General features: G+C 61.9%; 16 protein-coding genes. 6 read left to right on the forward strand and 10 right to left on the reverse strand.

The window, feature by feature from the left end; all coding sequences use genetic code 11:
* Positions 1 to 863 precede the first annotated feature (863 nt).
* Positions 864 to 1,340 carry a GNAT family N-acetyltransferase gene (locus NKI39_RS26700; RefSeq protein WP_352835576.1) on the reverse strand — a complete coding sequence of 159 codons (477 nt, stop codon included), beginning with the start codon at positions 1,338 to 1,340 and terminating at the stop codon, positions 864 to 866.
* A 47-nt stretch (positions 1,341 to 1,387) separates the two neighbouring features.
* Positions 1,388 to 2,179 (reverse strand): alpha/beta fold hydrolase, encoded by a 792-nt coding sequence (locus NKI39_RS26705; RefSeq protein WP_352835579.1) that lies wholly within the window; start codon positions 2,177 to 2,179, stop codon positions 1,388 to 1,390.
* A gap of 107 nt (positions 2,180 to 2,286) precedes the next feature.
* On the opposite strand from NKI39_RS26705, the gene NKI39_RS26710 reads away from it, so the two are divergent.
* The 3 genes from NKI39_RS26710 to NKI39_RS26720 all read left to right on the forward strand — a co-directional run bounded on the left by NKI39_RS26710 (position 2,287) and on the right by NKI39_RS26720 (position 4,468).
* Positions 2,287 to 3,213 carry a LysR family transcriptional regulator gene (locus NKI39_RS26710; protein ID WP_352835581.1) on the forward strand — a complete coding sequence of 309 codons (927 nt, stop codon included), beginning with the start codon at positions 2,287 to 2,289 and terminating at the stop codon, positions 3,211 to 3,213.
* Between the two features lie 395 nt (positions 3,214 to 3,608).
* Positions 3,609 to 4,004 (forward strand): acyl-CoA thioesterase, encoded by a 396-nt coding sequence (locus NKI39_RS26715; protein WP_023678380.1) that lies wholly within the window; start codon positions 3,609 to 3,611, stop codon positions 4,002 to 4,004.
* 143 nt (positions 4,005 to 4,147) lie between these two features.
* On the forward strand, positions 4,148 to 4,468 hold the full coding sequence (locus NKI39_RS26720; RefSeq protein WP_352541039.1) for a hypothetical protein: 321 nt from the start codon (positions 4,148 to 4,150) through the stop codon (positions 4,466 to 4,468).
* A 50-nt stretch (positions 4,469 to 4,518) separates the two neighbouring features.
* Here NKI39_RS26720 and NKI39_RS26725 read toward each other — a convergent pair whose 3' ends face one another.
* Positions 4,519 to 4,887, reverse strand: coding sequence for a winged helix-turn-helix transcriptional regulator (locus tag NKI39_RS26725; RefSeq protein ID WP_023678378.1), 369 nt, complete (start codon positions 4,885 to 4,887; stop codon positions 4,519 to 4,521).
* A 91-nt stretch (positions 4,888 to 4,978) separates the two neighbouring features.
* Here NKI39_RS26725 and NKI39_RS26730 point away from each other — a divergent pair, with 91 nt between their 5' ends.
* Positions 4,979 to 5,584: an NADPH-dependent FMN reductase gene (locus tag NKI39_RS26730; RefSeq protein WP_352835583.1), complete on the forward strand. Its 606-nt coding sequence runs from the start codon at positions 4,979 to 4,981 to the stop codon at positions 5,582 to 5,584.
* A 74-nt stretch (positions 5,585 to 5,658) separates the two neighbouring features.
* On the opposite strand, the gene NKI39_RS26735 is transcribed toward NKI39_RS26730, so the two are convergent.
* On the reverse strand, positions 5,659 to 6,051 hold the full coding sequence (locus NKI39_RS26735; protein WP_352835586.1) for a winged helix-turn-helix transcriptional regulator: 393 nt from the start codon (positions 6,049 to 6,051) through the stop codon (positions 5,659 to 5,661).
* A 98-nt stretch (positions 6,052 to 6,149) separates the two neighbouring features.
* On the opposite strand from NKI39_RS26735, the gene NKI39_RS26740 reads away from it, so the two are divergent.
* Complete coding sequence (locus tag NKI39_RS26740) at positions 6,150 to 7,130, forward strand: quinone oxidoreductase family protein (RefSeq protein WP_352835589.1); 981 nt, start codon at positions 6,150 to 6,152, stop codon at positions 7,128 to 7,130.
* A gap of 49 nt (positions 7,131 to 7,179) precedes the next feature.
* Here NKI39_RS26740 and NKI39_RS26745 read toward each other — a convergent pair whose 3' ends face one another.
* From NKI39_RS26745 to NKI39_RS26765, 5 genes are all read right to left on the reverse strand, one after another.
* A complete protein-coding gene (locus tag NKI39_RS26745; protein ID WP_352835592.1) occupies positions 7,180 to 7,857 on the reverse strand; it encodes an HAD family acid phosphatase in 678 nt (225 codons plus the stop codon).
* 751 nt (positions 7,858 to 8,608) lie between these two features.
* Complete coding sequence (locus NKI39_RS26750; RefSeq protein ID WP_352450461.1) at positions 8,609 to 9,043, reverse strand: FKBP-type peptidyl-prolyl cis-trans isomerase; 435 nt, start codon at positions 9,041 to 9,043, stop codon at positions 8,609 to 8,611.
* Positions 9,044 to 9,277: 234 nt separating this feature from the next.
* A complete protein-coding gene (locus NKI39_RS26755) occupies positions 9,278 to 10,003 on the reverse strand; it encodes an SDR family oxidoreductase (protein WP_352541043.1) in 726 nt (241 codons plus the stop codon).
* Positions 10,004 to 10,037: 34 nt separating this feature from the next.
* The gene (locus tag NKI39_RS26760; protein ID WP_352683522.1) at positions 10,038 to 10,523 is read right to left on the reverse strand and encodes a VOC family protein; all 486 of its coding nucleotides are present in this window, start codon (positions 10,521 to 10,523) and stop codon (positions 10,038 to 10,040) included.
* 72 nt (positions 10,524 to 10,595) lie between these two features.
* Complete coding sequence (locus NKI39_RS26765) at positions 10,596 to 10,781, reverse strand: DUF1127 domain-containing protein (protein ID WP_352835594.1); 186 nt, start codon at positions 10,779 to 10,781, stop codon at positions 10,596 to 10,598.
* Positions 10,782 to 10,985: 204 nt separating this feature from the next.
* Here NKI39_RS26765 and gcvA point away from each other — a divergent pair, with 204 nt between their 5' ends.
* A complete protein-coding gene (gene gcvA, locus NKI39_RS26770) occupies positions 10,986 to 11,879 on the forward strand; it encodes a transcriptional regulator GcvA (protein WP_352835666.1) in 894 nt (297 codons plus the stop codon).
* 42 nt (positions 11,880 to 11,921) lie between these two features.
* Here the strand turns inward: gcvA and NKI39_RS26775 are convergent, their stop codons facing one another.
* Positions 11,922 to 12,701 (reverse strand): class I SAM-dependent methyltransferase, encoded by a 780-nt coding sequence (locus tag NKI39_RS26775; protein ID WP_352835597.1) that lies wholly within the window; start codon positions 12,699 to 12,701, stop codon positions 11,922 to 11,924.
* Between the last annotated feature and the right edge of the window lie 77 nt (positions 12,702 to 12,778).

The raw sequence follows: 12,778 nt of genomic DNA on the forward strand, positions 1-12,778 counted from the left end.
GAGAAGACAGCCCGAAACTACCTCGCCATCGTCACCATCGCCGCAACCGTCCTCTGGATCAGATAAGTGTCCACACGACCTAGCGCACCAATAAAGAGAACATCGTCTGGTGCATTGCCTGGTCGTCTCTTTATATTTGGTTCCAGTATGGAGAAGGGTTGTTGACCCGCCTCCACTAAATTTGTGCGTGACCAGCTACGTCGCAGCCCATAGACGCTTATATAATTCGCAAACAGACCTATCCCGTTGTGGAGCATGAGAAAGCAACGGAAATTATCTGGGAGTCGACGCGAAATTTCAGACTCCATCTGCCCAATTCCGATGGCGCCAAGTGGTGCGTACAGCTGATGCAAATACGCTTGAGGCGCTCGATGCGGGGTATGGCCAATCCACTCGGTTCCATCCGGATAGGTCTTGTATCCGAGGCGTTTCCATTTATCGACCAAGGTTCGGAGCTCTCGGTAGGCACGAGCGTCTTCTTCGCTTGACCATTCTTCCTGCGAACGCATTGTCCCTAATAGCTCCATTTACCCACTTTTGACGGGTTCTAGGGTCTACCTTGTCAACCTGATCTATCACATCGAAAACAACGGGCGAACATCACAGAGTTGGTAATCACGCCCGACGGTGACATTCGCGCCTACAACCTAAGGTCGCCAGCCAGTTCGTTCGGCCGGAGACGTGAGAGTTGCCAAGCTGCGATCCGCTGCGGAAGTCTAGTCTTGCTGTTGCAATGTCGGTGAGCCTCGCTACGGCTTTGATTAATCTGTTTGCGTTCAGTAATGTTCGCCGGTGACAGCGAAGCGGGCGCAATAGCGGCTGGATGGCAACTTTCCACCCATAGCCGAAACTTCAAGCTGCGATCACAGACGAAGATCGGCAATCTTGAAATCATAGCGCATGATCGGGCGGGCCGGCGTTCTGCGAGCGACGACCCTGAACCCGGCGCGCGCGAAGGTGGAGGCATATCCGCTGCCGGAAGCACTCGGCGATACGTCGGCCTCGAAAGGATAGGCTTCGAGTGCCGGAGCATTTGCACGCCTTGCGACTTCCAGTGCTTCCGCAATCAGCTGGAATGTTACGCCCCGCCTGCGGTATCGTTTTCGCACGTAGAGGCAGGACAGGGACCAGACCGGCCTGTCGTCCACGCGCTTGAGCTGCCATAGCCGATCGAGCCAGGGCAGGGCATCTCGCAGCGTCACCCGGCACCAGCCGACAGCCGTATCGCCGTCGAAAGCGAGCAAACCCGGAGGCGGACCATGCTGGACGGCTTGCCGGAACACTGCGTTGTTTTCCTCGCCGGGCCGCTTTCGATAAGAACGGCCGATCCGCCCGTACATACACCAACAGCGACTGCAGACGGCGCTCTCACCCGTCGTGCTCCGGCTCAGCGCAGAAAACCGAGCACGGCCTGCATGAACTCGGCAGGATACTCGACATTCGACAAGTGGACCGCGGGCAGGACAACCAGTTTCGCGCCGGGCACCGTCGCCGCGATCAGCTCGCTATGGCTGGCGGCTGTCACAGTGTCGTGCCGGCCGGCGATCACCAGCGTTGGCCTGGAAATCAGCGCTATGGTTCGGCGAAGGTCCGCATCGCGAACCGCCGCGAACAAGCCAGCCAAGCCTTGCCGGTCGATAGCCAGCAGCATGGCGCGAAATTCTTCAATGACGGGCTCGTTGGCCGCCAGCATACGCGCAGGAAACCAGTTGCCCAGGAACATCTCGGCGGTTTCGGACATATCCGGCGCCTGCAGCACGGCGGCGATCCGCTCGTCAAACTGCTTTGCCGGTCCGAGGTAGGATGAGGTGTTGCTCAGGATCAAGCGCTCGATCCGCTCGGGCGCGTGGATGCCGAGCCACTGCCCGACGAAGCCGCCCAACGACAAACCAAGGAAGTGTACGCGTTCAATGGCCAGGGCATCGAGCAGCTCGATCACGTCGCGGCCAAGCCGGTCGAGCGAATAAGCGCCGGCCGGAACGCTCGACCCTCCGTGGCCACGAAAGTCATAGCGCAGAACACGGAAATGCTTCGACAGCTCGTCGACCTGCATGTCCCACATCCGCAGTGTGGTGGCGATGGAATTCGACAGCATCAGCACGGGCTTCCCGGCGTCGCCGTCGATGCGGTAGGCGATGCGGGTACCATCGCCGACGGTCACGAAATCCAGCTCATTCATGGTGAATACACCTTCCTTCTTGGAGCGTTGAATGTGGCAAAGCCTAGCTGCGGCGCGCCTTTTGATGATATTACAAAGATCGGACTATCTCTGTAATAGAAGCTGACATGGCCGAATTCACCCTGCACGACCTGCAATGCTTCGATGCCGTGGTCCGCTGCGGCGGCTTTCAGCCTGCGGCGGCCATGCTGCATCGCTCGCACCCGGCGGTGTTCGCAGCCGTTGCAAAGCTGGAGCGGCAACTCGACCTCGTTCTCTTGGATCGCAGCGGCTATCGCGTGCGCCCCACCGAGGCAGGGCTGTCGTTCCATCGCAGGGCACAATCGCTGCTGCGCGAGCTCGGGGGCTTGCGGCTTCATGCTGCTCAGCTGTCAATGGGCGAAGAAAGCGAGATCCATGTGGTGATCGGCGACCTGTGCCCGCGCCCGCAGGCACTGGGCATGCTCGGACGGTTCTTCGCCCAGTGTCCGGGCACACGTCTGCACCTGCATTTCGAGGCGGTGGGCGGCCCGTGGGAGCGCCTCTTCGATGACGAAGCCGATTTGATCCTGCACTGGATCGACAAGAGCGATCCGCGGGTGGAATGGATCGATCTGTGCAAGGTGCCATTCGTTCCCGTGGTGGCTTCGGGCTTTCTGCCGGAGCGGATCAAGCACCCCATCACGCCGGATCAGATGCACGCGTTCACCCAATGTGTCATGCGCGACACGGCCCGCCATTCACCGCAACAAGACTACTTCATGATCGAGGGTGCGCCTCAATGCATGGTGGCCGATCAGGGCATGAAGAAGGAAATCATCCTGCAAGGCCTCGGATGGGGCCACATGCCCCGCTTCCTGATTGAGGAGGAACTGCGCGACGGACGCCTGCAATCCGTCGCCGGCCGTCATCTGCCAGGCCGCACCGAGGAGTTGGTGGTGGCGCGCCGCCGCGACCGGCCGCACGGGCCGATCTCGAACCGTCTGTGGGATCATATCGAGCAAGAGGCGCCGACGTTGCGCCGAGCGCTCGAACCCCGGCAACCTGTCCAGTAGGCGGCCAGCCGGGGCTCAGCGAGGCCGTTCGGAGGGCCAACCACCTGCTGCTCTTCACTGACGTAATTCACGCCTCCGCGCTGCAATTTGCGCATCCGGAATGGGCAATCGCCTTCGACGTGGACCAGGAGGCCGCAATCGCCACACGCAACAAGGTGCTCGACATGGTGTCGGCGGATGGCCTGCTCGTCGCAGGCATGCACCTGCGCTTTCCAGGCATGGTCATGTTATCCGCGAGGGCAACGCCTATGCCTACGTCCCGCTCCGCACAGCATCTTTTCAACACTGTCGACCGATAGCCGAACTTCAGGCCGCGACCTGTCCAGTGGCGCGTTGACCTGTCCGTGCCATGACGATACGGGATCGGGCCAATCGGCTTCGAGAGGATTGGCCAAATGGTGCATTACGCGGACGGGCGGCCGATCGGCGATCTGACGCTCAGGACGCTGGCCATGCCTTCCGACGCCAATGCGGCAGGCGACATTTTTGGCGGCTGGGTGATGGCGCAGATGGATCTCGCCTGCGGCATCCGCGCCGCCGAGCGCGCCAAGGGCCGCGTGGTGACGGCGGCGGTTAAGGAAATGTCCTTCGCCAAGCCGATGAAGATCGGCGACACGCTGTGCATCTATACGCATGTCGAACGCGTCGGCCGCACCTCGATGACGCTCAAGGTCGAGGCCTGGGCGCAGCGCTATCTCTCCGACCTGATGGAGAAGGTCACCCATGCCGACTTCGTCATGGTGGCGCTGGACGGCGAAGGCAAGCCGAAGGCGGTTCCGGCCGAAGGCTGACCCGGCCTGATTCCAGAAGACGGATTTAAACAGCCGTCTCTCCCGCGCGGGGGATGCGGACAGCGATCCCGCGTGGTCTTTGGCTAACGGGTTCCCGCATGCGCGCCTGCAGCGCGACCGACGGGATATTGGGAGGAAAGACAATGCGTCAACACATGCTGAACGCTGCCCTGGCGGGTGCCTTTGCAGCCTTGCTCTGCCTGTCGTCCGCAAGCGCTTTTGCCGAGGTCAAAAAAGGCGATCCAGGCGCCACCTGCACGTCGGAAAACCGCACCATCAACGGGCAGGCGGCCAAGTGCGAGATCTGCTCGGCGACGAAATGCGACACCAGCGGCACGACGGTGAGCAATTGCCGCAAGGAGACGACCACGACCTGCACGATTGGCGGCAGGGTGGTCAGTCCCAACCCGAAATGGAACCGGATCGAGAAGCTGCCGAAGACCAAGATGCAGTTACAGCAGTAGCGCTCATCCGGAGGCTCCCGGGCAGGTTCAAACCTTTGCAGCACAAGGGTTCAGCTGTGCATGGCGTCGAACTTCTCCCGCGCCGCCTTGACGCGCTCGGTGTTCTTGCGTGCCCATTCGCCGAGCGCATCGACCGGCACCAGCAGTTCGTAGCCAAGATCGGTCAATTCGTAGTCGACCCGCGGCGGGATGGTCGGGAACACGGTGCGTGTAACGAAGCCGTCGCGCTCGAGCCCGCGCAAGGTCGTGGTCAGCATCTTTTGCGAAATCCCGCCGACCGCGCTGCGCAACTCGTTGAAACGCAGCGGCCCGTTGCCAAGCTTGCCGACCACGAGCACCGTCCATTTGTCGCCGACGCGCTGCAGGATTTCCGAGATGGCGCGGCAGTCCTCGGTGCGGTGCGGGTGCCTTGGTAACAAAAAAGTGCCTCCTTGCACATTGAGCGGCCAGTTACTCATATAGCTCAGGTATCTAAACGATACCAGTATTCCCGTAAGGAGAGCCCCCTCTATGTCAAAACCCAAAATCGCCATCATCATTGGTTCAACCCGCGTGGCCCGCTTTGCCGACGTCCCGACCCAATGGATTGCCAAGATAGCCAAGTCGCACGCCGACATCGACGTTGAAGTCGTCGACCTGCGCGATTTCCCGCTGCCGTTCTTCGATGAGGTCGCATCCTCCGCCTGGGCGCCGTCGCAGAACGAAGTGGCGCAGCGCTGGCAAAAGAAGGTCGCCGGATTCGACGGCTTCATCTTCACCGCCGCCGAATACAATCATGGCCCGACGGCCGTGCTGAAGAACGCCATCGACTACGCCGCCAACGAGTGGAACAAGAAGCCGGCCGGCTTCGTCGGCTATGGCAGCGTCGGTGGCGCGCGCGCGGTCGAGCAGCTGAGGCTGCATGCGGTCGAGTTGCAGATGGCGCCGGTGAAGTCCGCCGTACACATCTCCTGGGCCGATTTCCTTGCGGTCAAGCAAGGCGACAAGAAGCTCGACGAGTTCGAGCACCTCAACCAGGCGGCAGCCGCGCTGGTCAACGACATTGCATGGTGGGCCAGGGTGCTGAAGACGGCGCGTCAGGCCGATGCCGTCGCCGAGGAAGTCAAGGCGGCCTGAGCACAGGTTCGAACAGTCCTCCCAAGGATCAATTGTCCCAAGCATTGGGGCGGCGCATGCGCCGCCCCTTTTGTTTACACGGCATGGGCGTCCTGCGCTTGCCGTGGTCTGATGATGCAATCGGCAAGGCGGTCCATCTCATTCAGCTCGTCGGCGTGATGCTGGCCCCACTGGCAAAGTGCCAGCAGGATCGGCTCGAGGCTGAGGCCGAGCCGCGTCGCCGAATATTCGACGCGCGAAGGCATCTCGGCAAAGATTTCGCGGCGGACGAGGCCGTGCTCTTCCATTTCGCGAAGCTGCTGGATCAGCACTTTCTGGGTGATATCGGGCATCAGCGCCTGCAGCGCCGACAGCCGCCGGGGCGCGTCGAAGAGATGGTACAGGATGACCGCCTTCCAGCGCCCCGAAATCACTTTCAGCGCGCGCTCCGCCGGCAGCATCGGCAGTCTCTTGATCGGCTTGGCCATGGTCACCTCCCGGTCAGCAGCGGACAAATTGGTGTGTAGTCGAAGCCAGGCAGATAGTGGCAAACAGCGGCCGATGCCAACAGCGATCGGTGCATGCGATGAGAGCCATTCAACTGAGCCGCTTCGGCGGGCCCGACGTTCTCGACATAGTCACGGTGCCGAAGCCGGAGCCGCAAGCCGGCGAGGTCCTGGTCCGCGTTCAGGCTGCCGGGGTGAATTTCTTCGAAGTGCTGATGCGCGCGGATCGCTATGCGGTGACGCCGCAACTGCCGATGATCCCTGGCGTCGAGGCCGCCGGGATCGTGGAGGCGCTTGGGCAGGGGGTGGACGCTTCCTTGCTCGGCACGCGCGTCGCCGCGCCGTTGTTCGCCTCGAGCCGCCCGTTTGGCGGCTATGCCGAGTATGTGACGATCGACGCAAGCCTGGCCGTGCCCTTGCCGGATTCGCTCTCGTTCGAAAACGCGACGGCATTGATGGTGCAAGGACTGACGGCATTGTATCTATCGCGGCAAAGCCCGCCCGCCCGCAGATCGGTGCTGGTCGCCGCTGCCGCGGGCGGCGTCGGTTCGTTGCTCGTCCAGCTTGCCAAGCGCGCCGGCGCAGGCCGTGTCATCGCGGCAGCGGGCAGCAAGGCCAAGCTCGACCTTGCTTTGTCGCTGGGAGCCGATGCTGCCGTCGACTACAGCAACACGGATTGGCCGGTGCACGTCCGGGCAGCCACAGACGGCGCCGGCGTCGACATCATCTACGACATTGTCGGCGGCCCGCTGACGGCGGTTGCGCTGGAGGCTCTGGCACCTCGCGGAGAGTTGGTGTTTGCAGCACTCGGCAGATACGCGCTCGGCGCCCCGGAGATGGAGGCGATGATCGGCCGCAACCAGTCGCTGAGGGGTTTTGCCCTGCTGCCGTTGCTGTCTACGGACGGGCTCCGTGACGGCCTTTTGGAGCTTTTCGATCTGGCCGCTGGTGGTCAGCTTGTGGTGACCAAAGGTGGCCGCTTCCCGCTCGACCAGGCCAGCCACGCACATCGCCTGCTGGAGGAGCGCGGCGCGACCGGCAAAGTTGTCTTGATACCTTAGTAGGTGCTCGGCAAGGAGCCGAGGATCCGGGCTTGTGCCGTTCCGGCCGTCAGCGAACCCGGTAGAACGGATTAGGCAGCAGGAACAGCTTCTCGGCATGCCCACCGAACAGGTCGGATGGCTGGTCACCGACATTGGCAATTATTGTGTAGCCGGCCTTTTCGATTTCGGCCCTTATGGGTGCCTTGAAATCTGCGGCGGAGCCGTATTTGGCCCCAGGCTGGACCATGTAAAGGTGCTCGTAGCCGGCATAGCCGGCCGACTGCAGGTTTTGTTCGGTTGCCTGACGCTGGTCCTCCGGACGTCCGGTGATGAAGAACACCGCGACTTTCGCCGTTCGTGCCTGCCGGAAAACCTCCAGCACCGGGTCGATCGCCGAATCCTTCGCAAGCTGATCCCAGGCGGCCCAGCCACAGGGACCGTCGATTGCAATGTCGCAGGCGCCGCCGATCGGGCGGCCGAAATTGTCACGTGTGATCACTTCCCAGTTGGCCAAAGCCGTCTCGTCGATATCGAGCACCAGTGCGGGGCGAGGCACCTCCATTGCGCGCTTGACGACCCAGTCGCCTGCCTGCTTCGCCACAGCGGCAAGGTCGCGATCATAGTCGCCGGAATCATGATAATTGGCAGCCGCCAGCATCGCATCGCCGACATTGGCCGGCTGGGACGGGCTTGTGAGAAGGAGCGAGTCGGAACGTGCCGGCGCAGGAACATTTGTGCCAATCATCAGCACGATTGCCCCGGCACGCGCAATTCTATTCCAGCCAATCGCCCGCATCACGGGACTTTGCGGTCACGAGAAGTCGGCTGTCAAGCGAGGTCTTCCACGGTAGTGTCTCAGTTTGAAATTTGAAATATGCGAAAGCGCCTATCCCGGTTTGCTCGCCTAGGCGAAACCGCCTATGTGCTCAGCGGAAAGCATGGAAGGCACCCAATGTCAGATCCGATTCAGTTGCTACCATTCGCCTTGTTGACAGTCCTCACAGCAATCCCCGCGTGGGTGCTGTTTGGGCGACTAAGAATGTCTCGGGCGTGGGTGCTTCTCTCTGTGGTCCCGTTGGGAATGATAATCATTCTCTGGGTCGTCGCGTATAAGCGCTGGCCAATTCAGGAGGCAGCAATTGCCCACCGGACCTAGAGGCCAGAAGCGCCCCGCCGATGTGATCGGCAACGCCGTCCGCGTCATGCGCATGCAAGACTCCTGCGAGGAAGTCGAGCTTCGGTGGCCAGGCACGCCGCCACCGCCTGACTACGATGGACCGTCGTCTTAATTTCAAACTGAGACACTACCTTCCACAGGTCCGCGAACCTGCGACGCTGAATTGGACATTCCAGATGCCGAATGTCTCTATGGGTTGCTGCACGCTACACGATTTCTGCCGTCGCGGTCTTTGCCTCCAAACAGGTGACGCACCGCCGGAACCGCCGGTCGAAATGCGTCACCCGAAAATCATGGCCGTTACGCGCTTTGCCGTGCCCTACGCCGCCTGAACGATCTCGACCAGTTCAACGTCGAACACGAGATCGCGTCCGGCCAACGGATGATTGCCGTCGAGCTTGACGCTGGTGTCGTCCACGCCGACGACTGTTACCGGCATCGGGCGCCCTTCCGGGGTTCTGACCTGCAGTCGAGCGCCGATATCGACATTGATATTGTCTGGTACGCGGGCGCGATCGACGGTCATGACCGCTTCGGGGCGGTGGGGGCCATAGGCGGCGTCGGCGGGAATGGTGACGGTGCTTTTCGCGCCCACCTCCATACCCTCGACATGGGTTTCGAGCCCGGCGATCACTTGTCCTTCACCCAACGTGAATTGCAGCGGTTCGTTGCCGGAAGAATCGAACTGAGTGCCGTCAGCCAGGCGGCCATTGTAATTGATGCGCACGGTGTCGCCATTCTTGGCCTGTGTCATGATAGCCATCCTTTGAAAGTTTCGAGGGGCCGGCCAAAGCTCACGGTCCCGTCCTCGATCATCCACGCACTTAGGTGCGCGGCGCGAAACGCTAAAACTAGGGACCTGGCTGCCGATGTAAACCCCGATTGAGCGACGCCGGCATGACCCGCCGGCGTTCGTCGCCTTCGGCAGCAGTGCACCGGACTAGCGGTCATGCCGGCTCAACCCATTCAGGCGACGTGCAAATGGCGGCTAGATCAGGTTATGGCCGCCATCGATGCGGATCGTCTCGCCGGTCGTGAAGTCGCTTTCCATGAGGTAGAGGTAGGCGGCGGCGACATCCGCAGCGGTCGGAATTTTTCTCGATGGCAACCGGGCAGCCATGTCGGCAAAGAAGCTGGATTTGGCTTCTCCAACAATGTCCCACATCGGTGTGTCGACCCATCCGGGCGACACGACATTGACGCGCGTCGGGGCCAGTTCGAGCGCCAGGGCGCGGGCGAAGTAGCTGAATGAACCGGCAATCGCGGAGACGACCGAGCCTCCCGGCACCGGCGGCCGATCCTTATTTATTCCCGAGGTGAAGGTCATCGAGCCGCCGGCTTTCAGGGTGCGCACAGCATGCTTGGAGAGCATGACGGCGCCAATCAGCTTGTTATCGACGAAGCCTCGCACAGCCTCCATGTCGGTACTGCCGATGGGATCGCCGGGCGGCAGTGTTCCGGCGGTCGATACGAGGTGATCGAAGGGACCGACCTCGTTGAACAGGCGAGCGACGTCCGCTTCGTCGGTCATGTCGGCGACCACGCTGGTCACGCGGCCCGCATTGAGCGTCCGTTCGGCAGCCAGCAGTTTCTCGGGCGAGCGTCCGACGATCACGACCTTCGCTCCGCCGTTGAGAGCAGCTTCCGCGACGCCGAGACCGATGCCGGAACTACCGCCGACGACGATGACTTTCCTGTCCACGAGCGATGTCATGAGGGTTCTCCGTTCGTTGCGATTGCGGTGAGGGTCAGGCCTTGCCGGCATAGGCGGCTTCGAGGTCGGCGATGATGATCTTGCGCATCCCGTACATCGCCTGCCGGACGCGGTTGGCCTTTTCGCGGTCCGGATCGGCACCGAGCCGCGGCAGGATTTCCGGGATGACCTGCCAGTAGACGCCGTATCTGTCGGTGAGCCAGCCGCAGGGTTGTGCCCTGCCGCCGCCGGCGGTGAGCGCCTCATAGTAGTAGTCGGTCTCGGCTTGGTCCCTGGTCTCGATGTAGAGCGAGAGCCGCTCGTTGAAAGGCGGCTGCGGCCCGGCGTTGAGCGCTGTAAGGTGCAGTCCTTCGAGCTCGAAATCGAAGGTGGCATGCGGGACCGTCTTGTTGGTTCCGGACACCCAGTCGGTGTATTCGATGGTCTGGAGCGCTTTGCTGTTCTTGAAGACCGAGAGATAGAAATCGCGGGCTTGCTCCGCGTCGGTGTTGAACCAGAGGAATGGGTGGATGGTGGCCATGTCCGTTCTCCATTAATTCCTTGCGACAGCGATCTTTTGCGAAGAGCCTGTCCGCTGTTGCTTTCGTTCAGGCTAGCGGTGGTCCGACGGCCGATAGACCGAGCCGTCCCAGTCGCGGGCAAATCCGAGGTCTTCGAGCCGGCGGGTAGAGAAGCGTGCAATCTGCCGCCCGGTCCGGCGCCGGCTGCTCGAGGCGAGGACGCGGCCGGCCATGCCGGTCAGGACGTCGACGATGGCTTCAACTCGTTTGGCGTTCATGGTGCTCTCCCAGAGTGGCGGCAGTTTTGGTTTCAGCAGTTGCCCCGCGACTTTTGTCAGCGAGAGTATCAGTCACATCAAATCGCCTTTTGAAGCGGCGGTGAATGACTGACTACGCGAGCAAACATGCAGTGTTCCGGCCTGGACGACAAACGACTTATCGGCGACAATGTGTGAGCATTGCTCACACATAGGTCTCGGTCCATTCCCCGGAAGCTGCCTCCCCTCACCACCTTGCCGAGCTTCGAAGCGGCGGCGCGCCTGTTGAGTTTCTCCAAGGCGGCAGAGGAACTTCATGTCACCCACGGTGCGATCAGCCGGGCGATCAAGAATCTTGAGGATCAGCTCGGTGTGCAGCTGTTCGAGCGCGGTACGCGTTCGGTGAGTCTGACAGCCGTCGGCGAGCCCTATGCGCGGGCGGTGCGCGAGGCGCTCGCCCAGTTGGCCACCGCCACCGCTGCAGCAACAGCCCGCTATTCGAGCTCGACATTGAACGTCAGCACCTCCGATGGCTTCGCGGGAAGATGGCTGGTGCCACGCCTCTACCGCTTTCACCGTGCGCATGGCGACATCGATGTGCGGGTTTCGACGAGCGGGAAGCTGACCAACTTCCTCGGCGACGGCATCGATGTCGCCGTCCGTTATGGCAATGGAAACTATCCGGGGCTCACGTCAGAGTTCCTCACCGGCGAGGAGGTGTTTCCAGTGTGCAGCCCAAAGCTTCTTGAGGGTGCACATCCGCTCCGCACGCCTCAGGACCTCAAACACCACACGCTGATCCGTGACAGCTTTCCGATCGACTGGGCGACCTGGCTGGCAAGCGCCGGGGTCGAGGGCGTGGACCCGCAGAGCGGGATTACCTTTGACTCTGCCACCTTTGCCATGGAGTCGGCCGCACAAGGCGAGGGCGTGGTGCTCGGCCGGACCATGCTCGTTGCGGCCGACCTTGCCGCCGGGCGACTTGTCCGCCCCTTCGGCCACGCCCTGAAATCCCCCTCCAGCTTCTATTTCGTCTACCCGCCGGAGGCGATCCGTCAGCGCAAAGTCAAGGCTTTCAGGGATTGGCTGCTTTCAGAAGTCACGCCGCAAATGGACTGACGGGAAGGCCGAGAGAACAGGATCGTCTACATCGAGTGGTTACTATCGGCTCGCCCGAAACGCGGTGACGATCCAGGCACGCGAGTCGAAAAGCACACCGTCTGCGGTCAAATGCGCGTCGAGCAGATCGCGCAACCGCCGCAGCGCCGCGTCGACATCCACATCCGCGCGGGCGAGCGGATCCTTGACCAGTTGCAGGCCAAGCAAAGCGTCATAGGCCGCATCGATGTCCTGGCCGTAGAAGACCGGCTCATGCACTTCGGCAAAGTCGACCGAAACGAAACCGGATGCACGCAAGATCTCCGCGGTGATGGCGGGGTCGCCAAGCGAAAACGGGGTGGCGGCGCCCCTCGATATGGCGGTCCCCGGCGCAATCGCCCGCTGAATGGCAGTCGCCCACTCGTTGCGGCCCTCGCACTGCCATACCATCCATACAAGACGTGCCCCTGGTCGCAACGCCCGGCCGATGTTGGCGAACGCCGCCGCCGGGTCGGCAAAGAACATCACTCCAAACCGACTAATGCACAGATCGAAACCGGCAGGCGGAAATACCAGCAATTGCGCATCGCCACGCTCAAAGGCGACGTTTCGCAATCCCTCTTTCGCGCTACACTTCCGGGCGATCTCGAGCATCTGCGCCGATACGTCCACGCCGAGCACGCTGCCTTCCACCGCGACACGGGCAGCATCACGAGAGGATTGTCCCGAACCGCATCCGATATCGAGCACGCGATCGCGCGTTCCCACCTTGACCGCAGCCCTGAAGACCTCGTTGTGCCGTCGCAGTTCGGCGTCATAAAACGCAGCGCAGTTCAGCACCATCGCACGCCTGCCTGGAGATGATGGGCCGGCAGCATTTCCGGCCGCTCTGCCCTGACCTTTTCGCGTCGGGCCACCCC

Source organism: Mesorhizobium sp. M0664 (genome assembly GCF_040320565.1).
GTDB lineage: Bacteria > Pseudomonadota > Alphaproteobacteria > Rhizobiales > Rhizobiaceae > Mesorhizobium.